This window comes from Micromonospora sp. CMU55-4 (genome assembly GCF_011602315.1).
Classification (GTDB): Bacteria; Actinomycetota; Actinomycetes; order Mycobacteriales; family Micromonosporaceae; genus Micromonospora; species Micromonospora chalcea.
The window spans coordinates 615,394-640,994 of sequence record NZ_JAAOLH010000001.1; the positions used below are offsets into that span (position 1 = coordinate 615,394).

The window sequence follows — 25,601 nt, forward strand, 5'->3', positions numbered from 1 at the left end:
GAGGGGTCCGACAAGACGACAGCGATCAGGTCCGCGCGTCGGTCACCACGTGCGCGCACGCCGGGCACGCCGACGGCCCCTGCTCGGCGAACCACCTGCAGGTACGCCGGATGGCGCACTTCGGCAGCGCCTCCTCGGCGGGCGGGGCGGTCTCGGCGTACGAGGCGGCCATCCGCGCGCCCAGCCCGCAGTGCGAGCCGGTCCAGAAGCCGCAGGACGAGGTGACGCACGGACCGGCGAGCCGGACCCGTGCCTCGACCGGCTCGTCGGAGTCGCCGAGCCCGGCGAGCGCCACCTCGGCCGGTACGGCCGGGGTCACGTAGGCCACCCGGCCCGCCGGAGTGATCATGCCCAGGAACACCGTGGCGTTCGACGCCGGGGTGCTCGGGCACATCCGCTCCGGCGCGCCGGCCGGCCGGGCGGCGTCGGTCACCGCTGGATCCAGAACCCGATGTCGTTGATCTTCTGCCCGAGGTCCTGGGCGAACGGGCCGTCGATGACCCAGAGCCCGTACCACTCGGGGCGCAGCTTGATGTTGCCGTGGCCGACGGTCAGCGGGTTGGTCAGTTTCGCGTCGGCGGTACGCAGGGCGGCCAGGCCGGCCTTCTGGATCTCCGCGGCGATCAGCGTCTGCTGCTCGGCGCTCAGGTCGACACCGTCGACCACGAAGCGGAACTCGTTGCGGGCCATGTGCTTCCTCCGGTCACTCGTACGATTCGGTGCCCAGCCCGCGACGCAGGCTGGTTCGGGTGAAGGCCGCCCAGCCGGCGTGCGAGGCGGCGTCGGTGCGTTGCCCGGCGCGGGCGAGCACCCGGGCGGCGTGTTCCGCCCAGCGGCCGGGGGTGGCCGCGGCGTCGCCCCACAGTTCGCGGCAGGCCGCGACCGCGAAGGCGACCTGCTCCGGCGCGCCGGTGAACCCGGCCGGTCCGTCGGCGACCCGGATCGTGCCGTCCGGCCGGACCCGCACGTCCGGGAAGTGGTGGTGCAGGCTGGCCAGCGTGGCCAGGTGGGTGGCGTCGCGCCGGCCGGCGGCGAACCCGGCGTGCAGCTCGTCGTCGCGGCGGTGCCGGATCGCGTGCAGCACCAGCGCGTCGCCGGCCGGCTCGACCCGGGCGACCACGTGCACCGGCGTACTCCAGGCCGGCGGCGAGTTCGCCGACCAGAAGGCGAGCCAGGCGGCGAGCCGGGCGTGGAAGTCGGTCTGGACGCCGACCGCGGGCGCGGAGCCGTCGGGCGCGCGCAGCGCGGCGGTGGCGATGCGGTCCCGGGCGATCAGCGGTGTCGCGGGACGGGCGGGAGCCGCCGCGGCGGCGGCTCCGGTGGAGGCGACGGCCAGGCCGGTCACTGTGACCGCCGAGGCTGCCGCCGCGCCGGCGAGCAGTCGCCGGCGGTCGAGCGGGTGTCCGTTGTCGTTCATCGTCGGCCCTTCGTCGACGGCAGTGGGCCCGACGTTATCGACCGGAAGCGATCAGAAAAACACCCCGCGTGACGGGAGGTTGACAGGAAAACCGGGGATTCCCGGCGGCGTGAACGACCATTCCTGTGCTGGTGGGCGATCAGGCGTGCAGCAGTCCGGCGACGGCCCGCTGGGCGTCCACGAGCGCGGTCGGCGGCAGGTCGAGCGTCCAGAGCGCGGCGGCCAGGTAGTCCAGGACGCGCCAGCGCTGCTCCTCGCTCAACGGCGGTCGCCGCGCGCCGCCGAGGACCGGCCCGCCATCCGACCCGGTGCCGCCGGGGCTGCGCCACACACCGCCGAGCGCCGCGTCCAGCCGGTCGGTGAGCAGCGCCGCGAGCCGGCGGCGGTCGACCCCGATCAGGTACGGGGCCAGTTCCGCGTCCGCCGCGATCAGCCGCAGCCAGCGGTGCACCGCCTCGCGTACGGCGACCGGGCCGAGCCGGTCGCGCGGCTCGCGGGGACAGGTCACCAGCTCCGTGGTCCGCACGACAAGGGGTACGGATGATCGAGCCCGGTCAGTTCACCGCGACACTTGATATCGATGGATACCAATCTATAGGCTGGCGGCGTTCCGCTCACCCCCCATCCCAAGGAGTGTGAACCATGCGTAAGCCCAAGCTGTCCCGGATCCTCGCCACCCTCGCGGCCGCGACGCTGGCAGCGCTCGGCGCGGTAGCCGTCAACCCGGCTCCGGCCTCCGCCGCCGTCCGCAACGTCTGCTACAACATCAGCCAGGCCGGCCCGTTCGCCAACACGGCGGTGCAGGCGGCAGCGATCTGGAACAACTACACGAACAACATCAACATGGCCCAGTGCGGGTCCAACCTGCGGATCACCTACACCTACGGCGGCGGCTCGTACGCCCAGCGCACCAGCCTCGGCAACGGCCGCGTGGTGATCGACTACAACCAGGCCCAGCAGTACTCGGCACTGCGCATCATGACGCACGAGATCGGCCACATCCTCGGCCTGCCGGACAACTACAACGGCAACTGCGCCATCCTGATGTCCGGCGGCAGCGCCGGTACGAGCTGCACCAACCCGTACCCCAGCTCCGCCGAGGCCTCCCGGGTCGACTCGCTGTTCGGCTTCGCGGCCCGCAGCGCGACGCCCGCCCAGGTCTTCACCGGCAGCTGGCCGGCCGCCGCGACGGTGGGCGCCCAGCGCTGACGACGCAGTGACGACGGGGTCGGCGGGTCACCGCCGGCCCCGTCCGCGCGTCCGGCCCTTCCCCGGCGCGCCGGCCGCCGTCCGGCCCGGCCGCCCGCCCGCCGACCTGCCGGCGCTCCCGGCCGGCGGCTTGTCCTGCTTGCGGCCACCCGCGCGATCGGCGCCCCGCCCGGACGCGGCGTCGTCGGCCAGAGCCGCCGCGCGGCGGTTCAGCTCCTCGACCCGCTCCCGGAGCCGGCGCAACGCCCCGGCGTCGTCGTCCACCTCGGACACCTCGTCGAGCAGGCCGACGTAGTCGGCGGCCAGCCGCCGGTGCGCCGGCGCGGCCGGACCGGCGTACCCGTCCAGGTCGATGATCTGCTGGGCGAGCACAGCGGTGGCGGCGCCGAGCGCGGCCCGTTCGTCGGCGCGCGCGTCCCGCCCGGCCCGGCGCGCGTCGGCCAGGCGACCGGCCCGGCGACCGCCGAACCAGAGCACCGCCGCGCCGGCCACCACGCCGGTCACCGCGCCACCGGCCAGCAGGTACCGGGGCAGCGACGGGCTGATGGTACGAGCGCCGTCCGGCACCAGACCGGCCCGGACCAGCCGGTCGTAGTTGAGCACGATCACCTTCAGCGCCTCGACCGGCCGGTCCACGAACGCGTCGGCGCCCCGGCCGATGGTGGTCTCGGCGACCACGGCCCGGCCGAGGTCCTTGGCGCCGTCGCCACCGAGCCGGGAGCAGCCGTAGGTGTCCCAGTCCTCGCCGTCGCGGCTCATCGCCAGCACCAGCGTGCCCTGGGCGGCGCGCTTCGTGTCGGCGCACGCCTCGCGCAGGTCGGCGCCCGGCTCCATGATCAGCACCACCAGCCGCCGGTTGCCGATGACCCGCTCGGCGGCGGCCCGGTCCAGGTCCACCCCGGGAGCGGAGTAGACCGACGAGACGCGCACCTGCCGCGCGACCGGCCCGTCCAGGATGCCGCCGGACCACAGCGCCCAGCCGGCCAGCGCCAGGCAGGCGAGCGTCGCCCGGCCGAACGCGGTGCCGACCAGGCGGCCGAGCAGCCGGCGCGGACCGGTCGCCGCCGCGCCGCGCCGGGCGGGCACCCGCGCGGGCCGGGTCGCGACGCCGCTCACGACAGCCTCGCCCGCAGGTAGACGTCCGGCCGGTAGCCGGGCATCCGCACGTCCCGGGCCACGTCGTCCAGCTCGGCCGCCGCGTCGGCCAGCAATTCGCGTACGTGCCGGTCGGGCAACCCTTCGCCCAGCGCGTCCCGGGCCGCCCGCAACCGGCCCACGCCCCGCACCAGCGCCGGGTCGGTGCGGGCGTCGGTGAGCAGCGACAGCTCCACCGCCAGCGCGGAGAGCCCGGCCAACCGGGCCGGCGTACCGCCCGGACCGACGTCGGTCGGACGGCGACCGCTGCCCCGCACGGTACGGATCGACAGCGCCACGAAACCGGCCACGCAGGCGGCGAAGATCCAGGGCAACGCCGGCAGCGCCACCCGCAGCGGATCGAACGGCCGGTACGGCAGCGGACGGTCGAACAGCCCCGCGTACCGCACGTCGGTCACCTGGCCCAGGTACGTGGCGAGCACGTTCTGCTGCGGATAGGCGTACCGGCCGAGCCGGCTGCCGAACTGGGCGTAGAAGCTCGCGCCGGCCACCTCGGCGAACTCCGCCGCACTCGGACCGTGGTACTCGATCCAGTCGCCGTACATCACCAGGAGCGGCTGATCCGGGGCGAGCCGGTGCAGCGCCGGCCCGTACGCGGGCAGCGGCTCCCCGTACGGCTGCGCGGGCAGCACCACGAACCAGGCCCCGTCCGGGAACGCGCTGCTCGCCGCCTTCTCCGGCAGCTTGGTCAGCGTGGCGCCGGGGCCCACGTACCGGCCGGTGGCACGCAACGCGGCCACCATCGGGGCCAGCTCCGGACCGGTCGGTTCCCGCCAGCGCAGGTCGTCGCGGTCCGGCGGCGTCGGCTGGTCGTGCAGCGTCGCCAGCAGCGTGAGCAGCGAGCCGGTCACGTCACGGGTGGCGAACCGGGCCCGCCAGCCCGGCAGGTCGTCCGGCGAAGCCACGTAGAGCCCTCCGCTGACCTCGGTGCCGACGATCCGGATCTCGGCGTTCTCCACGTCCTTGACCCGGCGGCGTTCCGCCTCGTCCAGACCGGGCGGGGCGACCAGGATCCGGGTGCCCCGGTCACCGATGGCCGCCCGTACCCGCTGCTCGTCCCAGCGCGCGACCGCCCCGGGCAGCCGCACCACGGGTTCGGCCGCGACCAGCGCCGTCATCTCCTCGACCGACGGCACGCTCGCGTCGCTCAGCTCCCCGGCCGACCCCTCCTGCGGCAGCGCGCCCGCCGACGGGGACCGCCCGTAGCTGACCTCCACGCTCTGCCGTTGCGCCCCCAGGAACACCACCAGCACTGCCGCCGCGGCGGCCAGCAGCGACCAGCGCACCAGATCCCGGCGTACCGGCAGCTTCGGCGCGGTCACCGGCCGGCCCGCCACAGCTCGTCGGCCCGGCGGGCGTGCTCGGCCGCGGCCCGGGCCGCGTCGGCGCCGCCCCGGGCGGCGGCGAGCATCTCGGCCCGGGCCAGCAGCCGCTCCGCCTCCGGCACCGCGGTCGGGGACGCGTCCCGGCTCACGGTGGCGTCGTGGATCGCCGCCCGCGCCGAGGACCAGGCGACGCGCCGGCCCTGCGCGCGGGCGCGTCGCCGGGGCAGCAACGCGGCGAGGAACCCGGCCGCCAGGGCCACCACGCCCCCACCCAGCCAGGGCAGCACACTCGCGGTCATGATCCCTTCCTAACGCACCGCCGCCAGCGGCGCGCGGCGAGGTACGCCTACGACGACGAATAGCCCTCGTTGAACCCCTCGATGAACCCGCCCGCGAACCCGGACGCGACACAGCCGGCACAGCAGAGGATCACCAGCAGCGCCGGCACCGCCACCCACAGGACGATCGCCCACCTGTTCGTCGGCTGCTCCGGCTGCGGCGCGTACGCCTGCGGCGGGTACTGCGGGTACTGCGGCGGCGGGTACTGCTGCTGGTACGGATCCTGCTGATACGGGTCGTGAGGGTACATCCGGCCATCGTGCCCACCGCCCTCCACCGCCCGGAAGATCCGTTCGGTTCGCCGGACATGCCACGACGGCCCGTCGTCACGCCCGGTGCGCGTCCAGATGGGTGAGCACCGTCTGGTTGGCCTCCCAGCCGTCCGGGAACTTCACCGGCACGTCCAGGTGCACCCGCTCGGTCGACGGGTACGCGTCGAGCAGATCACCGATCCCGGCCCGGGCCACCACCACGCAGGCGTGCCGGTGCCGCGACGCCAGCACGCACAGCCGCCCCGACTCCAGGTGGAACGCGGTCGCGTCCCGCCGGCCGGAGAGCGGGTGCAGCACTATCGTCACGTCGTACTCCCGGCCCTGGAGCCGGTTGGCGGTGTCCACGGTGATGCCCGCCCCGGCCGTGCCCAGCCGGGACCGGATGGCAGCGACCTGGTCGCGGTGCGCGGCCCCGACGGCGATCCGGTCCGCGGTGACCGGCGCGCCGCCCGGCGCTGCTTCGCTCACCGCGACCGCGCCGCGCGCCAGCACCCGCAACGCCAGCTCCGCGCAGGCCGCGGCGGCTTCGGCATCGGTACGCACGGTGTGCCGGGCCGGCAGCTCGTGCAACGCCCAGCCGGTCGCGGCGGCCACCTCCACCGAGGCGTCGTAGGCGTCCCCCGGACCCGGCTCGGTGAACGTCAGCACCCGGTCGGCCGGCCCGGTACCGGCCCGGAACCCGGTGAACGGGTAGAACGCGGCGGACACCACGGGCGCGGCCGAGTCGGGCAGCCGCCACGACACGGGCAGCCGGTGCACCGGCAACTCCGGGTTGTGCCGCAGCAGCGTGGCCACCGCCGACTGCATCGGATCCCAGGTCAGCCCGGTCCAGCGGAACGTCTCCACAGTGGAGAACGGATCGAGCTGCCCGGGATCGCCGACGAACAGCGCCCGCTCGAACCGCCCCGCCACGCGCAGCAGCGCGTCCGCGCGCATCTGGTACGCCTCGTCCACGATCGCCCACGGCCAGCTTCCCTCGGTGACGGTGGCCCACTTGGCCGCCGTACCGATGGTGACCGCCGGGCCGCCCAGGTCGGCGACCTTCGCCGCGACCCGGACCGCCGGATGCCCGGTGACCCGCTCGGTGGGCCGGTAGTCGGTCGCGGAGAGCCGCCCGACGCGCAGGTCCGGGGCCTTACGGCCGAGCCGGTCGATGAGGTCGTCCACCTGCTCGTTGGTCTGCGCCACGATCATCAGCGGGTCGCCGGTGGCGGCGATCTCGACCGCGGCGCGGACCACGAGTGTCGACTTCCCGGCGCCCGGCGGCGAGTCCACCACGACGCCGCGGTGCGCCCCCTCCCGGAGGTCCCGCAGCACCCGTTGGATCACCTGCTCCGCTTCGTGCAAGGAAGGGCCCCCTTTTAACGTCTCCGGTAGAGGCGGGGCCCCTTCTTAACACGCGCCGCCTCAGCGAGGCTTCGGCACCTGGCGGTTGAAGCGGGGACGCAACGCCAGGACCAGCGCGTCCTTCGTACCCTCGGGGTGGTCGGTCTCCAGCCACCGGACCTCGCGCCGCCCCAGCCACCCGGCGATGTCGTCGCGGGTCGCGGCGCGGCCCGGCGCGTCGAGGAGCTGGCCGACCTGGTCGTGCAGCACCGACGAGTCGCGGTTGCCGGTGAGGTGCTGCCGCAGCCGGGAGCGCAGGTTGCCGGTGTAGCCGACGTAGACCACGACGCCACCGTCGAGCACCAGGTGCACGCCGGGCGCGGCCGGCGCGTCGGCGACGACCGCCATCGTGTACGGGCGGGGCGACGTGAACTCGGCGAGTAGTTCTTCGGTGTCCAGCACGCCGGGGACGGTACCGGCGTCAGCGCGGCTCCGTCGCCCCGCACGACCCACCGTGACCGTCCCGCAGCCCACAGCGTCCACCCTCTGGTAACCGTTGATCACACCAGACCCGGTGCCGCAGGTGCTGTGCGTCCTCCTCGCTGAGCGTGGTCTCGCCGAAATCAACGACGTTGACGTGCCCGAGCGACCCGGCGAGCGCGGCGGCCAGGTCGGCGGCGGCGTCCCGGCTGGTGAGCGTGGTCGGCAGGTGGATGATCCAGCGAGGCTCAGTCATCGTGGCCGCGTCGCCGGCACCCGTTGTGGCGGGACTGCCACTGCCGCAGGGCCTGACGGACGCGCTCCGACTCGGTCCGGGCGGTGGCCAGTTCGCGGTGCAGGCGGTCCATCTCGTCGGCGACCCGGCACAGGTAGTCGTGCACCTGCGCCGGGTCCAGCCCGCGCCAGCGGGTGTCGAAGACGGCGCTGCGCACCTGGTACGCCTGCACCCGCTCCCCGGTCACGTAGATCACAACGCCACCATCCCGGCCGCCACGGCCTCGTCGGGCAGCCCGGCCGCGGCGAGCGTCGCCCTCCCCCACCGGGCCAGCCGGCAGGGGTACGGGACGCGCTCGCTGCGACACAGCGGTCCCTGCGGCCAGTGCTCGGGAACGTGTACGCGCACGGCCAGCGCGGCGACGAGCAGATCCTCGTCGGTGACCGGGGTGAGGACGGGAAAGTCGGCGAGTACGGCGGACATCGGCTGGCGCCTCCGGGTCGGTTCTCGTGGAGTGGCACCGGAGCGGGCGGGGACGGCGGGAGCCACGATCGGGGGACGCGGTGCCACCGGAGCCCGGCACCCGCCCCGGGCCATGCGCCGACTCTCGGTCCCTCCCGGCAGGAGCCGCATGCCGTGGTGATCGTGGCTGTCATGCACACAACGCATACGCTCGGTCACCGCCGCGAGACATCCGGCGATATGCGCGGTGCGTATACCAGGCCGCTCCGGAACGGGTTGAATGGCTAGGCTCGACTTCGGACACAGGTTCTCCGCGAACGGCGAGGTTGCCGGTGACACCTGCGAACTGCCCCCGCTGCGGCGGGCGCTTGGCGCGCGACAACGACACGGGGCGCTGCGCGCCCTGTCAGGCCGCCGAGCGCGACCGCCTCAGCACGCCGCCCGCCGTGCCCGACTCGTTCTGGGACCATGAGCCGCTCCGGGCGGCGCTGGCCGGACGGCACCTCGGGCAGGTGATCCGGGCGTACCGACACCACCCGTACCACGGGCGGAGCCCGCTGCCGCAGAGCGTCGTCGCGGGGTGGCTGGGGATCACGCAGGCGCAGTTGAGCCGGATCGAGAACGGCCCCGCCCTGGTGCATCTCGACCGGCTGGCGCACTGGGCGACCGTGCTCCGCGTCCCGCCGGGATCTCTCTGGTTCGCCGTCGGTCCCGCCTCCCCGGGCAGCCCTCGGGCCGACGGGAGCCGCGCCGCACCAGACATGGGCCGGCGGACCCTCCTGGCTGGCATCGCGGCGGTTTCGGCGGGAGCCGGGCTGGTCGGAGCCCCTGAGGATCCCCGTCCTCGCCGAATCGGCAGCGCGGACGTGACTCGACTAAACGCGGTACTGGAGCTCTACCGGTCGGTCGACTACGAATGCGGTGGCGGTCTGCTCTATCGGGAGGTCGCCCGGTTCGCGGAGTCGGTGTACCGCATGCTCGACTGGTCGCACTCGCCCGGGGTGACACCCCGCCTGGTCGCGGCCATCGCGGCAGCTCGCCAGTTGGCTGGCTGGACGGCGCTCGACGCCGGCCGGCACGCGGATGCTCAACGGCATTTCGCCGCCGGCGAGCGGGCCGCGATGTCCGCTGACGACGCTCCGCTGGCGGCTCTGATCCGCTACTCGCAGGCCAAGCAACTGCAACACCTTCGGCATAACCACGATGCTCTGGCCACGCTGCGGCTGGCCCACTCAGAGCTGGGATCCCGGGCGACCCCTGCCGTGAAGGCGCTGCTCTGGGGCGCGGAGGCAGCCTCGTCAGCCGCACTCGGCGACCACCAGAACGCGCTGGCCCTCCTCGGTCAGGCGAGTGATCAGTTCGAGCGTGTGGATCCCGAGCGCGAGCCAACCTGGATGGCCTTCTACGACCGTGGCGAGTTGCTAGCGCAGTACGGTCGCGTGTACCGCGACATGGCTCGGCAGGCCGGCACGCACGCGACGCAGGCGGTGCGGAGCGTCGAAGAGGCGATCGTCGCCTTCGGCCCGGCGAACGTCCGCAGCATGGTCCTGAACGAGGTCGGCCTGTGCAGCGCGCTCTTCCTCACCGATGAGCCCGAGCGGGCGGTCGCTGTCGGCACGCGCGTGGTCGAGCAGTCGCGAGCGCTGAGTTCCAGTCGAGTCGTTGATCGAGTACTCAACCTGCGCCGTGATCTCCGACGGCACCGCCACCTTGCCGTCGTTGCCGAATTCGAACGGACGCTCACCGCACGAGCTGCGGCCACGGTATGAACGGACGGTTCTCGGAAGAAGCGATGACCCTCGCCATGCGGGAGATCGCCGGCGGACTTGAGGTGCCGACCGAGGATGCCCGCCTCCTTCGGCTGACCAACAACGCCGTGTTTGCGTTGCCGGAATCCGGGCTCGTCATCCGCATCGCGCGGACGCACCGGCTCCGGGACCGGGTGACGAAGGTCGTTCAGCTTGCGCGATGGTTCGCCGAGCTGGACGCGCCCACGATCCGGCTGGCGCCCGGCGTGGCGCAGCCGGTTGCGGTCGGTGACTTGGTGGCCTCGGTGTGGGTCTACGTGCCACCCGCCGCGCCTACTCCGACGATGAATGACCTCGGCTCGGCGCTGCGGCGGTTTCATGCGCTCGGACCCCCGCCCTTCCCGCTGGCCACCTGGGATCCGATCGGGGACGCGCGTCGACGCCTGGCGGATGCCGACGGGTTGAGCGCAGAGGACCACGACTACCTGGCGGCGTGGTGCGACCGCCTGGAGCCGCAGGTCGCCGACCTCAACCAGCGCGGGGAGCAGTCGCTCATCCACGGGGACGCGCACGTCGGCAACCTTCTCCGGGATGCCTCGCGCGGCATCCTGCTCTGCGACTTCGACGCCACTTGTCTCGGGCCTTGGCAGGTGGACCTGGCAGCGGTCGCCGTGGGTGAGGTCCGCTTCGGGAAGACCGGGGCGCATCGGGCGCTCGCCGAGGCGTACGGGTATGACGTGACGTCCGACCGCGACTGGCCACTTCTGCGGGAAGCCCGAGAGCTCAAGATGATCGCTGCTGCCACGCCGCTTCTCGCAAGTTCGGGGAAGGTCGCAGCCGAGTTTGACCAGCGATTGCAGTCGGTCATCCAAGGCGACCACGGTCTACGTTGGAAGCCATTCGCCGATCTCGTCTGAGAGCCTCTCGGCGAGTGACTGCCGCCCGGGTGGGATCCTGTGATCGTGCTGGAGAATCTGCGACTACGGCAGGAGACCGCAGCGGGAGCCGAGGGCCTGGTAGACCAGCTTGTGGACGTTTACCTCGACGCGCACGCCGACGACGGCCCGCGTTACACGGCCGAGCGGTACGAACAGCAACTCGCGGCGCACATGCTCCGGGAAGGCTGGGAGCTGGTAACGGCCCGAGTCGATGACGAGCTGGTTGGCTACATCTACGGCTTTCCGCTCGCCGCCGATACACGTTGGTGGGACGGCATTCATGAGCCGGTGCCGGACGGCTTCACGGACGAAGACGGGCACCGGACTTTCGCGGTCTGCGAATTGCTGGTTCGGCGCTCGTGGCAACGCCGGGGGATCGCCCGGGCACTCCACGACCGGCTCCTGAGCACGCGGCAGGAACAACGCGCCACGCTGCTCGTACGGCCCGACAACGCCCCTGCCCAGCGCGCGTACGACTCCTGGGGATGGCAGCCGGCCGGCCGGCTGCAGCCCGCGCGGGATGGCGCACCGCTGTTCGAGGTCCGCACCAAGCCCATCGGGCCAGCGCGTCGATGAGGTATCCCGGAGACCGTGTCGATGATCTGACAGGCGGAAGGAGAAAGCTCCTGACACCTACCGCACCGGCTTCCGCCCGGCGTTCATCGCGGCTAGCTTGCCTTCGTGGGGGATCTTGAACAGGGCATCTACGAGCACCTGATCACGGAGAAGCTGGCGACGCAGCTCCGGCACATCGACAACGCCCTAGTCCGCGACGAGAAGCTGGATCCCGCTGACGCGCATGAACTCCTGGCCCGGCACATAGCTGGCCTGGCCCGGCGAGCGCTCCTCGGCGTCGGCGGCGGTGACAACAAGCTCGCCCGGCAGGTCGACCTGGCGAACCGCATCGCCGCGCACATCGCTCAGGCCGAGCCGCGTGCCGTTACCGCCGACGACCAGGTGGCCGACGCCCAACGTCTGCTGCACGCCATCGCCGCGCCGCCCACCCCGCCGGCCGCGCCTGTCTTCCCGATCCGCCCCTCGACACCGCTCTCCACCGGCGCGCTCCTGGTCAACGGCCGGCACCAGCCGCGGATCGGTCACGAGGTCAGCCACGAGATGGCCTCGGCGGACGAGGTGGACCTGCTCTGCGCGTTCATCAAGTGGCACGGGCTGCGCATCATCGAGCCCGCGATCACCGAGTTGATCGCGAGAGGTGGCCGGGTCCGCGTCATCACGACCACGTATATGGGCGCCACCGACCAGCGGGCACTGGATCGGCTCGCCGAGTTGGGCGCCGAGATCAAGGTCTCCTACGAAACCCGCACCACCCGCCTGCACGCGAAGGCATGGCTGTTCCGACGCAAGAACGGCACCACCACCGCGTACGTCGGCTCCTCGAACCTGTCCAAGGCCGCGCTTGTCGACGGCGTGGAGTGGAACGTGCGCATCTCGAACCTGGAGCAGCCGCACGTCGTCGACACGTTCGAGGCGACGTTCGCCGACTACTGGCACGACTCGGCGTTCGAGACCTACGACCCGGCCACCGACGCCGAGCGCCTGCGCGTCGCGTTGCGTGGGGAACGCGACGACGACGCGCCAACCGAAATCGCGAACCTGGACGTCCGGCCGTTCCCGTACCAGCAGGAGGTTCTTGACGACCTCAACGCCGAACGGCTGGTGCACGGCCGCTGGCGCAACCTGGTGGTGATGGCGACCGGCACCGGCAAAACCGTGGTGGCAGCGCTTGACTATCGCCGGCTCCAGCGGGCGGGGCATGTCGACTCGCTGCTCTTCGTCGCACACCAGGAGCAGATCCTGCGACAGAGCCGGTCGGTGTTCCGCCAGGTCATGGGCGACGGCACGTTCGGCGAGACGCTTGTCGGCGGCGATCGGCCGCAGGGCTGGAAGCACATCTTCGCGTCGATCCAGTCGCTGCACCGGCAGGAGATCGACCCCGAGGCGTACGACATGGTCATCGTTGACGAGTTCCATCACGCCGAGGCGGCCACCTACACGGCGTTGCTGGAGCGGCTTCGGCCGCGCGTACTCCTGGGTTTGACAGCGACCCCCGAGCGGAGCGACGGCGGCGACGTGCGTCGGTGGTTCGACGGCCGCGCATCGGTGGAGCTTCACCTGTGGGAAGCCCTCGAACGGCAGTTGCTGGCGCCGTTCCAGTACTTCGGGGTGCACGACGACGTGGACCTGGCACGGGTGCGGTGGAAGCGCGGGCAGGGGTATGACAAGGCCGAGCTGGATGGCGTCTACACCGGCAACGACGCTCGGGCACGGCTCATCCTGCACGCGGTCCGGCGCATCGCTGATGTCGGGCAGATGCGCGCGCTCGGCTTCTGCGTGAGCATCGGGCACGCCGAATTCATGGCCGACTGGTTCACCAAACACGGTGTGCCGTCGGCGGCCGTGACGTCGACTGTCGGCCGCGCGGACCGACACGCACTGATTGACCGCTTCCGCAAGCGCGAGCTGAGAGTGCTCTTCACCGTCGACCTGTTCAACGAGGGCGTCGACCTGCCGATGGTCGACACCATCCTCATGCTGCGCCCCACCGAGAGCGCCACGATCTTCCTCCAACAACTCGGCCGGGGCCTGCGGCTGGACGACGGCAAGCCGTGTCTGACAGTGCTCGACTTCATCGGCGGCCAGCACGCGAACTTCCGCTTCGATCTGCGCTGGCGGGCACTTGCCGGGGTGAGCCGACGGGCTGTCGAAGCCGCCGTGCGGGAGGACTTCCCCTCGCTGCCAAGCGGCTGCCACATCGAACTGGACCGGGTGGCGAAGGACATCGTCCTCCGCAATCTCAACTCGGCGATGCCGACGTCGAAGAACGCGCTGGTGGCCGAGCTACGGCAGCTCGGTGACGTGAGCCTGTCCGACTTCCTGCGCGAGACCGGCCTGGAGATTGAGGACGTCTACCGGTCGGGGAGCATCGGCGGCTGGGCCGGGCTACGCCGCCTGGCCGGCCTCGACACGACGGCCGGTGGCCCGGACGACAGGGACCTGAGCCGGACCATCGGCCGGATGCTGCACACCGACGACGTCGACAGGTTGGATCTGCTCGCCCGGGTCGCCGCCGGCCAGCGCCCCGCCGCCGGACGGCTGCTCGACATGTTGCACTTCAGCTTGTGGGGTCCGTCGGTGCCGCTGACCGAACGCGACGCCCGGCTCAAGCGGCTGTGGGCGGAACCGGCGCGCTGCGCCGAACTGCGGCAGGTGGCCGAGGTGCTGCGCGACCGCATCCACCGGGTCACCGATCGACCGGCCTCCAGCCGGGTACCGCTGCGGGTGCACGCCCGCTACAGCCGCAACGAGGCGTGCGCGGCGTTCGGCATGACCAACCCGGGCTCGCTGCGCGAGGGCGTCAAGTGGCTGCCCGACGAGCGAGCGGATCTGTTCTTCGTCACGCTCGTAAAGTCCGAGGAGCACTACTCCCCCACCACGATGTACGCCGACCGCGCCATCACCGACCGCCTGTTCCAGTGGGAGTCGCAGAGCACCACGTCGTCGGGCTCGGCCACCGGGCGGCGGTACGTCAACCACGTCGCGCAGGGCTCGACCGTCCACCTGTTCGTCCGCGAGACCAAGATCGCCGACCGGGATCTCGGCGCTCCGCCGTACCTGTACGCGGGGCCGATGACGTACCGGGAGCACAGCGGCGACCGGCCGATGCGGATCCTCTGGGAGCTGCGGACTCCGCTGCCCGCCGACATGTACGCCGCCGCTCGCGCCATCGCCGCCTGATCCGGGTTCTCGCCCGCTCGCCTGCTCAGGCGGGCGGGCGAGAACCACCGGCTTGCCCAGGACGTCGGCCGGGCGCAGGCAGCACCCGGCTCAGCAACACCGCTGCCCCACCGGCGATCACCCCGACCATCGTCCCGGTGACCAGGCTCGACATCACCGCAGCACCCCGCAACAACGCCTCCCGCGCCTTCGGCGCCAGCCCGGCCAGCCCCGGCGCGTCCATCCCCAGCGACGAGTCCCAGAACACCTGGTGACTGACCGCGAGGAACACCCCGTACAGCGCCCCGACCACGACAAGCGTCAGGAACGGGCGCGGCGGTCGCCGCCACAGCACGGCGGCCACCCAGCACAGCGGCGGCCCGACCGCCAGCAGCGCGGCCACGATCGTGCCCTCCGGCACGACGCCCAGGTCGTGCAGAGCCACGCGCGGGGCGGCCAGCGCGGCGAGCGCGACCAGCGCCGGCCAGGAGAACCCGAGGGTACGGCGGGCCCCGCTCATCGCGTCGCCTCGGAAGAATCCGCAACCGAAACAGAAGCAGGCGCGGGAGCCGAAACCGGGGCCGGCGCGGTCGAGCGCACGAACTTCAACAGCGCAACGAACGCCAGGACGGCGGTGACCGCCCCTCCGGCGACGCGCACCCAGTGCCCGGCGACGAACTCCGCGGCGACCTGCCGCAGGTATTCCGGCGAGTGCGTCCCCACCGGGTCCACGAACATGATCTCGTTGCGCGGCCAGAAGAAGACCGCCGAGAACAGGAACTCGCAGACGACGAAGACGGCTGTGGCGCCGGCGATCCACCAGCGCAGCCGGCCGTCGCGCCAGGTGAGCAGGGTCGCGGCGACGCTGCTGAGGATCACCGACGCGCCGAGCGGCGGGAAGTAGTCGTGCGGGCCGCCGTGGACGAGGAACTCGCGGGCCCGGTCGAGGGAGGCGGGCGCGTCGTTGAAGATGTTCGGGTAGAGCATGACTGTCTCGGCGGCGACCCCGCCGAACGACATCATCGAAGCCCAAACCATCGCAATTAGGGCTATCCAGGTCAGTCGTGTGCGTACCACGAGGTTCTCCTCACGTTTCGGGGACGCCATCGACGCTAGGTCGGGGGCCGGGCACCGTCGTCCGCGTGGCCGCGCGACCGGTTGTCGCTTCTCGGCGTACGCCTCGGGGTTGTCCCTGACGCCTGCGGACGACAGCGGCGAAGGGCCGCGCGGACCTAGGCTCGAAGCGTGCCCGACGCCCTGCCCACACGTGCCGATGCGCTGCTCGCCGCGGCCACGCTCGGCCTGGTCGCGGTGGCCGTGGCGGCCGAGCGGCCCGCTGCCGGCGGCGCGGCGCTCGCCGTGGTGGTCGGCGCGGTGCTCGGTGGGCTGGTGCTGTGCGCCAGGCGGTGGCCGGTGCCGGCGCTGCTGGCCACGGCGGTCGCCATCCTCCTGTACTACGCGCTGGACCTGCCGCCGGTCGGCGTGGCCGCTCCGGCCGCCGCAGTTCTCTACCGGGCGTCGGAACGCGGGCGGGTGGTCCCTGCTGCTGTGGTCGCCGGGAGCCTGCTGGCCGTATCGGTGGTCGCGCGGCTGGCCGAGGGCGACGACATCGGCGTCGTCGTCGGTACGCAACTGGGCTCGGAGGCGGCGTTGCTGCTCGCCGTCATCGCCCTCGGTGATGCGGTACGCAACCGCAGGTCGCTACGGGCGGCGTTGATCCGCCAGGCGGTCGCGGCCGACGAGGAGCGCCACCGGGAGGCGGCCCGTCAGGTCGAGGCGGAACGGCTGCGCATCGCCCGGGAGGTGCACGACACGCTCGGCCACACCATGTCGGTGATCACGTTGCAGTCCGCAGTCGCCCAGGAGGCGCTCGCTGACAGCGATCCGGCGCAGGCGGAGAGCGCGCTCGCAGCGATCCGGTCGGTGAGCGGCAGCGCGATGGCGGAGTTGCGGGCCACGCTCGGCACGCTGCGCCGCGAACCGGGGCCGCGGGAGCCGGTACCCGGCTTCGACCGGCTCCCGGCGCTCGTGGACGGCGTACGCCAGGGCGGGCTGGCAGTCGACCTGCGCGTCGAGGGGCCGGTGGACAGACTGCCGGCGGTGGTGGGCAGCACCGTCTACCGGGTCGTGCAGGAGGCGCTGACGAACGTGCTGCGCCATGCCGGGGCCACCCGGGTCACCGTCACGGTGCGCGCCACGGCCGCTCGGCTCGCGCTTGAAGTGGTGGACGACGGTCGCGGCGGCCCACCCGCCGGTCGGGCGGACGGGAGGGGTCAGGGCCTTCGCGGCATGGCCGAGCGCGTCGCCCTGCTGGGCGGCACCGTCGAAAACGGCACAGTCCAGAACGGCACCGCCGCATCCGGCGGCACCGGCTTCCGGGTGGCGGTCAGCCTGCCGCTGGCGGGAGTCGCCGCGTGAGCCCGGTCCGCGTCGTCCTCGTCGACGACCAGCACCTCGTCCGTACCGGCCTGCGGGCGCTGCTCGACCGGGCGCCGGACATCGAGGTGGTGGGCGAGGCGGGCGACGGCCGCAGCGGCCTCGCCGTGGTACGCGAGCAGCGGCCCGACATCGTGCTGATGGACGTACGGATGCCCGGCGGGGACGGGCTGGAGGCGACCCGGCGGATCCTCACCGACCCGACGCTGGACGGCGTGCAGGTGCTCATGCTGACGACGTTCGACGACGACGAGTACCTGTTCGAGGCGATCCGCGCCGGGGCGGCCGGTTTCCTGCTGAAGGACACCGCACCGGACGCCCTGCGGGACGCGGTCCGGACGGTGGCCGGTGGCGACGCGCTGCTGTCCCCCGCCGTCACCCGGCGGGTGCTCGCGGCGGCGGCCCGCTCGCCGGTGGCTGACCCGGCGCGGCTGGCCGGACTGACCGCGCGGGAGCGGGACGTGCTCGCGCAGGTGGGCGCCGGACGGTCGAACACGGAGATCGGGCAGGCGCTGTTCCTGAGCCCCGATACCGCCCGCACCTACGTGAGCCGGCTACTGCAGAAGTTGAACGCCCGGGATCGGGCGCAGCTCGTCGTGATCGCGTACGAGAGCGGGCTGGTCCGCCCCGGCGAGGGCTGAGCCGCGCCGGGGCGGGTGAGTGTCAGACCGGCGTCGCGTCGGCCGGCTCGGGCGCGGCGTGCCGGCCGCCACCGCCACCGCCGTTACGCCGTTCGTCGCCGTGCCCCGGCCACCATGCCGTGTGGCCGATCAGCCCGGTCAGCGCCGGTACGAAGAACATCGACATGACGAACGCGGACAGCACGATCCCGATCGCCACCGCGAAACCCATCTGCTGCAGGAACGAGATCGGCGCGAGCATCAGCACCCCGAACGTGCCGGCCAGGATCAGCCCGGCCGCGGCGACTGTCGGGCCGGCGTGTTCCACCCCGATCGCGGCGGCCTCGTGCGGTTCGTGGCCTTCGCGCGCCTCCTCGCGAAGCCGGGCGATCATCAGGATGTTGTAGTCGGTGCCGATCGCCACCACGAACAGGTAGAGGATGATCGGCAGCTGGAACGTCACGCCGGGGTTGCCCTGGAGCCCTTGGAACACGTACACGGTCGCGCCGAGCGTGGCGGCGAAGTTGAGCAGTACCGCGATCACCAGGTAGACCGGCGCGACGAGGCTGCGCAGCAGCAACCCGAGGATGAGCGCGATCAGGCCGGCGGCGACCGGGAGGATGACCGAGAGGTCCCTGTTGTTCGCCGAGTTGATGTCCGCGAAGATCGCGGTAGCGCCGCCGACGAGGGCCTTGGTGCCCGGCGGCGCGGCGGCGTGCAGCGCGTCCCGCAGGTCGTCGCGGACCAGCGTGATCGCCTCGTTGGACATGGGGTTCTCGTTGAGCAGCAGGCTGATCCGGGCGACGCTGGGGTCGGTGGCGCTGCGCTCCGGCGGCTGCGCCCGCCCGACGCCCGGCGCCTTGGCCGACGCAGCGGCGAAGTCGTTTACCTGCTGGTCGGTGAGCGGGGTGCCGTTGCCGGTGGTCAGGTAGACCTCGGTGGGCGCGAGCGCACCGGCGGCGAAGCCGCGCTGGAGGTCCTGGGCGGCCCGCGCAGACTCGGTGTCCTGCGGGAAGCCGGCGCTGAAGTCGTAGTCGGCCTTGTAGCCGAGCACCCCGGCGGCGAGCGCGACGAGCAGCACACCGGAGGCGGCTGCGACGACAGCCGGACGACGGCCGACGGCGGCGCCGAGCCGCCGGGACAGGGTCGCCTTCGGTGGGCGCTGCCACGCCTTCGACGGCCAGAACACCCATCGGCCGAGCAGCGACACCAGTGCCGGGATCAGGGTCAGCGAGGTGACGAGCATGACGCCGACGGCGATGGCGAGCGCCGGGCCGAGCGAGCCGAAGAAGCCGAGCGAGGCGAGCAGCAGCACCAGGAACGCCACGATGACGGCACCGGCGGCGGAGGTGATGACCTCGCCGACCCGCTGCACCGAGACGACCATCGCGGTGCGCTTGTCGTCACCGGCGCGCAGCCGCTCCCGGTAGCGGAACAGCAGGAACAGGATGTAGTCGGTGCCGATGCCGAACAGCACGATCAGCAGGATGGTCTGCAGGTCCTGGCTGACGTTGAGGTCGAACGCCTTGCCGGCGGCGGCGACCAGGCCGGTGGTGACGGACATGACCACGCTGATGACCACCACCGGCAGCAGCGCGGCGATCGGACTGCGGAAAATGATCAGGATCAGCCCGATGATGAGGATGATGGTGGCGACGCCGACCACCGCGAACGCGTCGTTGAACGTGTCCTCGTTGTCGACGAAGCTGGCCACGTCGCCGGCCACCCCGGCGGTAAGGCCGCTGCCGGCCAGGTCCGGCCCGAGGGCGGCACGCAGATCGCGTACGGCGTCGAGCAGGCCCGGGTCGTCGGGGCTGTCGGCGTCGAGACCGACGGTGACCACCTGCACCGATTTGTCCGGCGCGACGGCCTGCGGCCCGGTCAGGTAGCCGGAGGTCTGCGGGATGTTCCGCGCCTTGAGCGCGGCGGCGAGCTGCCCCACGCGCGCCTCGTCGGCCGCGGTGAGCGGCTTGCCGTCGCCGCGTTTGACCACGACGGTGGCGGTGGCGGTGGCCGCCTGCGGGAACGACTTCCCGGCCAGCTCAGTGGCCTGCACCGACTCGTAGGAGCTCGGCAGGAAGCTCTCCTGGTCGGCGGAGGTGATGTCGCTCAGTGACGGGCTGGCGGCGATGATCGCTATCGCGGCGACGACCCAGCCGCCAATCACCCACCACGCCTTGCCCACGACGAATCTGCCCAGGCGCTCGAACATCGTTTCCCCCGTGTGTTCGGCTGTGTCGCACGCGATCCTACGCTGCGTGAGCAATCCCTTTCGGACGGCTCGCGGACTTCGTCGACGATCCGGTCTCCACCGCGCTGGTGGCCCGTGCTCGCGGCGCCGGTGCTCGCCCCCGTGCTGACGGTCCACCAACCCCGACGCCCCGCCGCTGATCGGGTACGCCGTCGTGTTCGGCGCGCTGCTGGCGCAGAGCACGGTACGGCTCGGCGCCGAGGACAGAACCCACTACGTGGTGGGTGGCGTGCGGAAATCCGGGGCGCGGTGGGCGAGTTCATTCACCGCCCGGCGGCGACGCGCGTCCCGCCCGACGGTCCTTACCGCCGCCGGAAAGACATGGAGGCAGAAGCGATATACCTCAAAGTCATAATCATGACTCTGAGGTATATCGCTCTGGATGGCACACATCTTCAACGAGGCTGGACCACCGAGCCAGGGCGCTCGACGACGGCTGGCGTCACCGCGACGGCTGCCCGGCAGCGGCGGGCGCGACCAAACCGGGCGGCGGAAGTGTCGTAGAGGGCTCGTAGCCTGGCGCGGTCAACGACGATCGCAGGGAGGCGACGTGCTCGACCACTTCTCCGTAGCGGTGCGCGACCTGGCGGCCAGCGGCGCCTTCTACGACACGGTGCTCGCCCCGCTGGGCGCGCGGCGGCTCATGGAGCCCGGCCCGATCGGTTACGGCGTCGACGCGCCAGACTTCTGGGTGGAGCCCGCCCCGGCCGGTGCCACGCCGGTGCCCGTGCACATCGCGTTCACCGCCGCCGACCGTGCCACGGTGCGCGCGTTCCACGACGCGGCTGTCGCGGTCGGCGCGGAGGTGCTGCACGCGCCGAAGGAGTGGCCGGAATACCACGCCACCTACTACGGCGCGTTCGTCCGCGACCCGGACGGCAACAACGTCGAGGCGGTCTGCCACCGTCCGGAGTGAGTCCGGTTGCGTCGGCGAGACAGGATGGACCGGTGGAGATCGAACCGGTCGAGCACGCTCCGGTACGCGCCATCCGCCGGTCCTGGCTGGCACAGCGCTGGCACGACCTGGCGTTCCTACACTGGGCGGTCCCGCCGGAGCGGGTGGCTCCACTGCTGCCCGCCGGCACCCGGCCGGACACGTTCGACGGGCTCACCTACGTCGGGCTGATCGGGTTCCAGATGGTCGGGCTGGGGTTCGGCGTCGGCCCGGGCGTGCCGTACTTCGGCACGTTCTGGGAGACGAACGTCCGGCTCTACTCCGTCGACGGCTCCGGGCGGCGCGCCGTCGTGTTCCGCTCGCTCGACGCGTCCCGGCTGGTGCCGGTGCTGGTGGCCCAGCTGAGTCTGCGCCTGCCGTACAAGTGGTCGGCGATGCGGCTGGACCGCTCCGGCGACACGCTCACCTACCGGTGCCGCCGCCGCTGGCCCGGTCCGTCCGGCGCGTCCAGCCGGATGACGGTGCGCGTCGGCGCGCCGATCGCCGAGCCGACGCCGCTGGAGCACTTCCTCACCGCGCGCTGGGGTCTGCACACCCGCGCGTACGGCCGCACCCTGCACGTGCCGAACTGGCATCCACAGTGGCCGCTGCACCGTGCCGAACTGCTTGACCTGGACGACGAACTGGTCACCGCCGCCGGCCTGCCCGCGCCGGACGGCCCACCGGTGAGCGTGCTCTACTCCCCCGGCGTCCCCGTCGTCTTCGGCGGCCCCACGTCGGCCGGATGACCGCCACCGCCTTGATCGACACCAGGTCGCCGGAGTGGCGGCATCCGGCGCACCGGGACACCGCCACCTCCCCGACGTGGCGAGGGCGCGTCAGCGCAGCGGGTCGTGAGTGCCGTGCGGCACGTCGGGACGGCATCGGCGTACCCGGTCGGCGGCCATCCGGCCGCCCACCGCCAGCCCGTACCGCTCGACCGCTGCGAGCCCGTACGCGCTGCACGTGGGCGAGTAGCGGCAGGTCGCCGGCCAGCGGTGCGACAGCCAGCGCCGGTAACCGAGGATGGCGGCCCGGCCGGCGCGGTCCACGGCGGGTCGGCGCACGACGCCGGCGGTCACCGAACCGAGGGTGAGCAGCATCGAGAAGAGGCCCAGGTCGCAGCAGCCCGGCCCGTCACAGGTGGGCACGTCGCAGTTGCACCAGTCCCGGCTCTTCTTCTTGTGGCGGTGCCGCTTTCGGAAGATCACCACGTCATGATGCGACACGCCCGCCAGTGTCGAATGAGGCGACCGGACCGGGTCCGGTGTGATCGGGTCTGTGGACGGCCGGGAACCTAGCGTCGAGGTCGTCACCAGGAAGGAACATCGGGTGCTGGATCGGCTCAACGCCGCGTTGGATTACCTCGAACAGCGGCTCGAGCAGCCGCTCGACGTGGCCGCGCTGGCCCGGATCGCGGGCGTCTCGGAGCACCACTTCGGCCGGCTGTTCTCGGCGCTGGCCGGGCTGCCGCTGTCGGAGTACGTCCGCCGTCGCCGGATGACGCTGGCCGGCGCGGACGTGCTCGCGGGGCGGGAGTCACTGCTCGACGTGGCGGTCCGCTGGGGTTACGGCTCGAACGAGGCGTTCGCCCGCGCGTTCCGGGCCGTGCACGGCGTCGGGCCGACGCAGGCCCGGCAGGCCGGGGCGGTGCTGCGGTCCCAGCCCCGGCTGTCCTTCCGGCTCGTCGTCGAAGGGAACACCAGCATGGACTACCGGATCGTGACCAAGGACGCCTTCCGGCTCGCCGGGCTGAAAGCGCGGGTGCCGCTCGTGCACGAGGGGATGAACCCGCACATCGTGGCGTTCGTCAGGGGCATCGACCCGGCCACCGTACGCCGCATCGAGGCGCTGTCCGACCAGGAGCCGCGCGGGATCGTCAACGTCAGCGCCGAGCTGGCCGGTTCCCGCGACGAGGGTGCCGAGCTGGACTACTGGTACGCGGCGGTGACCGGCGCGGAGGTGCCGGACGGCCTGGACAGCCTGCCGGTCGAGGCCGGTGACTGGGCGGTGTTCTCCAGTTCCGGGGCGTTCCCGGTGGCGGTGCAGCACCTGTGGCGGGCCGTGTTCACGTCCTGGTTCCCGTCCAACCCGTACGAGGCCCGCCCGGGGCCGGAGATCTCGCGGGTGCGGGTCGCCGAGGACGGCGGCACCGCCGACGCGGAGCTGTGGATCCCGGTCCGCCGGGTCTAGGGAGTAGCTGCCGCTCGCGCCAGCGCGGCCGGCACGTCGTGTACGTGGTACGGATGCTCGCTCGGCTCGATGGCGGCGAGGATCATCGCGTACACGGCGGCCAGCCGCAGCGGCGCGACCGGCTGGAGCAGGTCGACGGCCCGGTGCGGGTCGCTGCCCGGCACGTCGGTGCGCCAGCGCCGCGCCCACGCGCCGGTCAGCCGGGCGGCGGCGTCCGCGTCGACGTCCTCGGTGAGGCGCAGGATGTCGAAGGCGGGGTGGCCGACGAACGAGTCCGCCCAGTCGATCACCGTCCGCCGCCGCCCGTCGCCGCGCACGTTGCCGGGGTGCAGGTCGCCGTGCACGAGCGTGTCGGGCAGGCCGCAGTCCCGGACCTGCTGGAGCCGGTGGTCGAGCCCGTCGAGCAGACCGGCGGCCGCCGACACGTCGTGCCCGGCGAGCCGCTCGCGGATCCAGTCCGCCAGCCCGACTCCGCGCAGATCCGGCACCCCGGCGGCGACCAGCTCACCGACGACCCCACACGCCCGCAGTTGCACCGCGTGATGCTCTACCGCGATGGAGGCACGCTCCCCCTCCCCGGCCCCGTACCGGTCCTGCCCCGGCACGTCCGCCAGCAGCATCCGCCCCTCCCCGTCGGCGGCGAGCACCATCGGCCCGTTGACCAAGGAGTTCGTGTCACCGGGGAACGCCAGGACCGTGGGCTCGTGGCGGGCGAAGGGCGGGAGCTGCTTCAGCCACGCCGGGCCCGCGTCGGTGTCCAGGCGCCAGATGGCGGAGAGGTTCCAGGTGCGCTGCTGCGCCACCGCCGTCACCGGGCGGCCGAGCCGGCGCAGCTCACCCGCCGCCCAGCCGACGCTGCGCGCCGGGCCGCCGGCCCGCGCCCACGGCTGGCGCAGCGGGCGCGGCGCGAGGTCCACGGCAACCCGTTCCAGGGGTACGGCGGGAGCGTCGGCGGTCTGCGCCAGGTAGCGGACGTGGCCGCCGGGCGGCGCGGGACGGTCGGCGTCGAGCAGCCGCAGCACGGCGACTTCCAGACCGTGACGACGACGAACCTCGGCCACGATCGAGGCGACCTCCTGCCACCACGGCTCCGGCACGTCGAACGGCGGCAGCGCGCCGAGCGGACGGCCAGCGGCGTCGAGCAGGATCAGCGTGACGGTGCGGGACACGGCCGGACGGTAGCCGGACGCCCCGACGGGAGGCGAGCGGATTCAGCGCCAGACGGTGCGGCGCAACCCCTGGTGCCCGGCGCACACGTCGCGCTGGCCACCCGTGCGGCTGATCGTCCCGTCGCGGCACTGCACCAGCCAGCCGCGATCGGACCAGAACCCGGGTACGCACTCGAACCAGTCGCACACCCCGGCGGCCGGCCTGCGGATTCGCTGGCCGCCGCAGAAGTCGTACCCGAAGGGGTTCGCCGGGGCGCCGCAGCGGCGCTCGACCGGCGGCTGGGGCGTGCCGCGCGGCGGCGCGGGACGGGCGCGCGACGGCTCGGGGCTGGTCGTGGGCCGGACCTGGACGGCGGGCGCGACCTGCGGTGGCGCGGGAGTGCCGGTGGCCGCCGGGGTGGCCGCGACGGCGCGCTCCGAGCCGGCCCGGGTCGGCGGGTTGGACTCGAAGAGCATCGCCGGGACGACGAGCGCGAGCGCCGCGCCGACGGCCACCGTGCGCCGGCCGCCGGGCACCAGCGCGGAGACCCGGGCCTGGGCGGGGGTGAGCACGGGCGGGCGCTGGGGGCGCTCCGCCGCGTGTTCCTCGATCAGCTCGTCCAGCTCGGCCACGACCGCGGCGCGCTGCTCGATCGCGTCGGCGAACGCGAGCGTGAGCGTGAACCGGAAGTCGGCCACCGCGCCGGTGGGCAGCAGCAACCCGGAGGTACGTCGCCGGTCCAGCACCTGGATCAGGGTGACCGGCGCGCCGGGGTCGTGGGACAGGCCGGTCATCCGGCCGTACGCCCAGTCGCGCCGGCCTCGCCCGCCGAGCAGCACCAGCCGGCGGTTGGTGAGCACGGCGAGCCCGGCGTCGACCACCTTGACCCCCTCGGGGCGGCGCGGGCGCAGCACGGGCGGGTCGGGGTCGACCGTCAGCTCGGGGGCGGGCAGCACGGCGGTGTGCCGGACCTCCACCAGTTGCGCGGCCGGGAGCGTCCAGAAGACCACCTCACCGGGGGCCAGCTCCATCGGCAGGCCGACGCCCGCCTGGGCCGAGCCGTGGAAGGACACCGCGAGCGTACGCAGGCGGCGCAGCTCGTCGTCGCGGCGTCGCCACGCCTCGTCGGCCGCGCGGAAGGCCCGCTGCCGCCGTTCGTTCTGCCGGTGCGCCCACCGGTACCGCCATGTGGAACCCGTCGAATCAGTCTTCGTCACGCCGACTCCTCCGCCGCGCGAGCCCACCAATCGGGGTGTCATTCATGTCAACGATCCGGCAGGGGTACGAAGACACGCGAAAGTCGCCAATTAGACCGATCGGCTGATTGACCGACACTATCGACGGAAACTCCCCCGCGCTTCCCGGCGGCGCTGCTTC

The 25,601-nt window shown here is 72.9% G+C and carries 29 protein-coding genes; 10 read left to right on the forward strand and 19 right to left on the reverse strand.

The window, feature by feature from the left end; all coding sequences use genetic code 11:
• Positions 1-25 precede the first annotated feature (25 nt).
• The 4 genes from HA073_RS02875 to HA073_RS02890 form a co-directional block, all read right to left on the reverse strand.
• The gene (locus tag HA073_RS02875) at positions 26-433 is read right to left on the reverse strand and encodes a hypothetical protein (RefSeq protein WP_030501892.1); all 408 of its coding nucleotides are present in this window, start codon (positions 431-433) and stop codon (positions 26-28) included.
• The gene (locus HA073_RS02880; RefSeq protein WP_030501893.1) at positions 430-690 is read right to left on the reverse strand and encodes a hypothetical protein; all 261 of its coding nucleotides are present in this window, start codon (positions 688-690) and stop codon (positions 430-432) included. The genes HA073_RS02875 and HA073_RS02880 overlap by 4 nt, the downstream gene beginning before the upstream one ends.
• 13 nt (positions 691-703) lie before the next feature.
• Complete coding sequence (locus HA073_RS02885) at positions 704-1,417, reverse strand: hypothetical protein (RefSeq protein WP_064446897.1); 714 nt, start codon at positions 1,415-1,417, stop codon at positions 704-706.
• A gap of 139 nt (positions 1,418-1,556) precedes the next feature.
• Positions 1,557-1,943: a globin gene (locus HA073_RS02890; RefSeq protein WP_231915511.1), complete on the reverse strand. Its 387-nt coding sequence runs from the start codon at positions 1,941-1,943 to the stop codon at positions 1,557-1,559.
• A 116-nt stretch (positions 1,944-2,059) separates the two neighbouring features.
• Between HA073_RS02890 and HA073_RS02895 the strand changes: the two genes are divergently transcribed.
• Positions 2,060-2,626, forward strand: coding sequence for a snapalysin family zinc-dependent metalloprotease (locus tag HA073_RS02895; protein ID WP_064446896.1), 567 nt, complete (start codon positions 2,060-2,062; stop codon positions 2,624-2,626).
• Positions 2,627-2,653: 27 nt separating this feature from the next.
• On the opposite strand, the gene HA073_RS02900 is transcribed toward HA073_RS02895, so the two are convergent.
• From HA073_RS02900 to HA073_RS02940, 9 genes are all read right to left on the reverse strand, one after another.
• Entirely contained in the window at positions 2,654-3,742 is a 1,089-nt protein-coding gene (locus HA073_RS02900; RefSeq protein WP_166455624.1) for a hypothetical protein, read from the reverse strand.
• Positions 3,739-5,103: a hypothetical protein gene (locus HA073_RS02905; protein ID WP_309227980.1), complete on the reverse strand. Its 1,365-nt coding sequence runs from the start codon at positions 5,101-5,103 to the stop codon at positions 3,739-3,741. The genes HA073_RS02900 and HA073_RS02905 overlap by 4 nt, the downstream gene beginning before the upstream one ends.
• Positions 5,100-5,405: a DUF6403 family protein gene (locus HA073_RS02910; RefSeq protein WP_043326275.1), complete on the reverse strand. Its 306-nt coding sequence runs from the start codon at positions 5,403-5,405 to the stop codon at positions 5,100-5,102. Before HA073_RS02910 ends, HA073_RS02905 begins: the two co-directional genes overlap by 4 nt.
• Before the next feature lie 47 nt (positions 5,406-5,452).
• Positions 5,453-5,695: a hypothetical protein gene (locus HA073_RS02915; protein WP_069087547.1), complete on the reverse strand. Its 243-nt coding sequence runs from the start codon at positions 5,693-5,695 to the stop codon at positions 5,453-5,455.
• Between the two features lie 76 nt (positions 5,696-5,771).
• Positions 5,772-7,064, reverse strand: coding sequence for an AAA family ATPase (locus HA073_RS02920; RefSeq protein WP_166455625.1), 1,293 nt, complete (start codon positions 7,062-7,064; stop codon positions 5,772-5,774).
• Positions 7,065-7,124: 60 nt separating this feature from the next.
• Positions 7,125-7,505, reverse strand: coding sequence for a hypothetical protein (locus HA073_RS02925; RefSeq protein ID WP_166455626.1), 381 nt, complete (start codon positions 7,503-7,505; stop codon positions 7,125-7,127).
• Positions 7,506-7,524: 19 nt separating this feature from the next.
• Entirely contained in the window at positions 7,525-7,779 is a 255-nt protein-coding gene (locus tag HA073_RS02930) for a hypothetical protein (RefSeq protein WP_166455627.1), read from the reverse strand.
• A complete protein-coding gene (locus HA073_RS02935) occupies positions 7,772-8,014 on the reverse strand; it encodes a DivIVA domain-containing protein (protein ID WP_043326289.1) in 243 nt (80 codons plus the stop codon). Before HA073_RS02935 ends, HA073_RS02930 begins: the two co-directional genes overlap by 8 nt.
• On the reverse strand, positions 8,011-8,241 hold the full coding sequence (locus HA073_RS02940) for a hypothetical protein (protein WP_043326291.1): 231 nt from the start codon (positions 8,239-8,241) through the stop codon (positions 8,011-8,013). Before HA073_RS02940 ends, HA073_RS02935 begins: the two co-directional genes overlap by 4 nt.
• A gap of 347 nt (positions 8,242-8,588) precedes the next feature.
• Here HA073_RS02940 and HA073_RS02945 point away from each other — a divergent pair, with 347 nt between their 5' ends.
• The 4 genes from HA073_RS02945 to HA073_RS02960 all read left to right on the forward strand — a co-directional run bounded on the left by HA073_RS02945 (position 8,589) and on the right by HA073_RS02960 (position 14,662).
• Entirely contained in the window at positions 8,589-9,989 is a 1,401-nt protein-coding gene (locus HA073_RS02945) for a helix-turn-helix domain-containing protein (protein WP_240925454.1), read from the forward strand.
• Positions 9,986-10,885: a phosphotransferase enzyme family protein gene (locus HA073_RS02950; protein ID WP_166455629.1), complete on the forward strand. Its 900-nt coding sequence runs from the start codon at positions 9,986-9,988 to the stop codon at positions 10,883-10,885. The genes HA073_RS02945 and HA073_RS02950 overlap by 4 nt, the downstream gene beginning before the upstream one ends.
• 45 nt (positions 10,886-10,930) lie before the next feature.
• Entirely contained in the window at positions 10,931-11,482 is a 552-nt protein-coding gene (locus tag HA073_RS02955; protein WP_166455630.1) for a GNAT family N-acetyltransferase, read from the forward strand.
• Positions 11,483-11,587: 105 nt separating this feature from the next.
• Positions 11,588-14,662, forward strand: a complete 3,075-nt coding sequence (locus HA073_RS02960; RefSeq protein ID WP_166455631.1) for a DUF3427 domain-containing protein — start codon at positions 11,588-11,590, stop codon at positions 14,660-14,662.
• 25 nt (positions 14,663-14,687) lie between these two features.
• On the opposite strand, the gene HA073_RS02965 is transcribed toward HA073_RS02960, so the two are convergent.
• Together HA073_RS02965 and HA073_RS02970 are read right to left on the reverse strand one after the other, a co-directional pair.
• Entirely contained in the window at positions 14,688-15,161 is a 474-nt protein-coding gene (locus tag HA073_RS02965) for a hypothetical protein (protein ID WP_166455632.1), read from the reverse strand.
• Positions 15,158-15,679 carry a DUF1772 domain-containing protein gene (locus HA073_RS02970; RefSeq protein WP_240925455.1) on the reverse strand — a complete coding sequence of 174 codons (522 nt, stop codon included), beginning with the start codon at positions 15,677-15,679 and terminating at the stop codon, positions 15,158-15,160. The genes HA073_RS02965 and HA073_RS02970 overlap by 4 nt, the downstream gene beginning before the upstream one ends.
• A 207-nt stretch (positions 15,680-15,886) precedes the next feature.
• Between HA073_RS02970 and HA073_RS02975 the strand changes: the two genes are divergently transcribed.
• Positions 15,887-17,059, forward strand: coding sequence for a sensor histidine kinase (locus HA073_RS02975; protein ID WP_166455633.1), 1,173 nt, complete (start codon positions 15,887-15,889; stop codon positions 17,057-17,059).
• Positions 17,056-17,718 carry a response regulator transcription factor gene (locus HA073_RS02980; RefSeq protein WP_166455634.1) on the forward strand — a complete coding sequence of 221 codons (663 nt, stop codon included), beginning with the start codon at positions 17,056-17,058 and terminating at the stop codon, positions 17,716-17,718. Before HA073_RS02975 ends, HA073_RS02980 begins: the two co-directional genes overlap by 4 nt.
• A 22-nt stretch (positions 17,719-17,740) precedes the next feature.
• On the opposite strand, the gene HA073_RS02985 is transcribed toward HA073_RS02980, so the two are convergent.
• On the reverse strand, positions 17,741-19,909 hold the full coding sequence (locus HA073_RS02985; protein ID WP_166455635.1) for an MMPL family transporter: 2,169 nt from the start codon (positions 19,907-19,909) through the stop codon (positions 17,741-17,743).
• Positions 19,910-20,498: 589 nt separating this feature from the next.
• Here HA073_RS02985 and HA073_RS02990 point away from each other — a divergent pair.
• Positions 20,499-20,864 carry a VOC family protein gene (locus HA073_RS02990; RefSeq protein WP_166455636.1) on the forward strand — a complete coding sequence of 122 codons (366 nt, stop codon included), beginning with the start codon at positions 20,499-20,501 and terminating at the stop codon, positions 20,862-20,864.
• Positions 20,865-20,896: 32 nt separating this feature from the next.
• Positions 20,897-21,631 carry a YqjF family protein gene (locus tag HA073_RS02995; RefSeq protein ID WP_166455637.1) on the forward strand — a complete coding sequence of 245 codons (735 nt, stop codon included), beginning with the start codon at positions 20,897-20,899 and terminating at the stop codon, positions 21,629-21,631.
• A 90-nt stretch (positions 21,632-21,721) separates the two neighbouring features.
• On the opposite strand, the gene yidD is transcribed toward HA073_RS02995, so the two are convergent.
• Positions 21,722-22,093: a membrane protein insertion efficiency factor YidD gene (gene yidD, locus HA073_RS03000; protein ID WP_280841871.1), complete on the reverse strand. Its 372-nt coding sequence runs from the start codon at positions 22,091-22,093 to the stop codon at positions 21,722-21,724.
• Positions 22,094-22,214: 121 nt separating this feature from the next.
• Here yidD and HA073_RS03005 point away from each other — a divergent pair, with 121 nt between their 5' ends.
• Complete coding sequence (locus HA073_RS03005; protein ID WP_113971939.1) at positions 22,215-23,075, forward strand: AraC family transcriptional regulator; 861 nt, start codon at positions 22,215-22,217, stop codon at positions 23,073-23,075.
• On the opposite strand, the gene HA073_RS03010 is transcribed toward HA073_RS03005, so the two are convergent.
• Both HA073_RS03010 and HA073_RS03015 read right to left on the reverse strand, forming a co-directional pair.
• A complete protein-coding gene (locus HA073_RS03010; RefSeq protein WP_166455638.1) occupies positions 23,072-24,244 on the reverse strand; it encodes a phosphotransferase in 1,173 nt (390 codons plus the stop codon). The two genes, HA073_RS03005 and HA073_RS03010, sit on opposite strands and share 4 nt — an antisense overlap.
• Before the next feature lie 42 nt (positions 24,245-24,286).
• Complete coding sequence (locus HA073_RS03015; protein ID WP_166455639.1) at positions 24,287-25,441, reverse strand: hypothetical protein; 1,155 nt, start codon at positions 25,439-25,441, stop codon at positions 24,287-24,289.
• Positions 25,442-25,601: the final 160 nt, after the last annotated feature.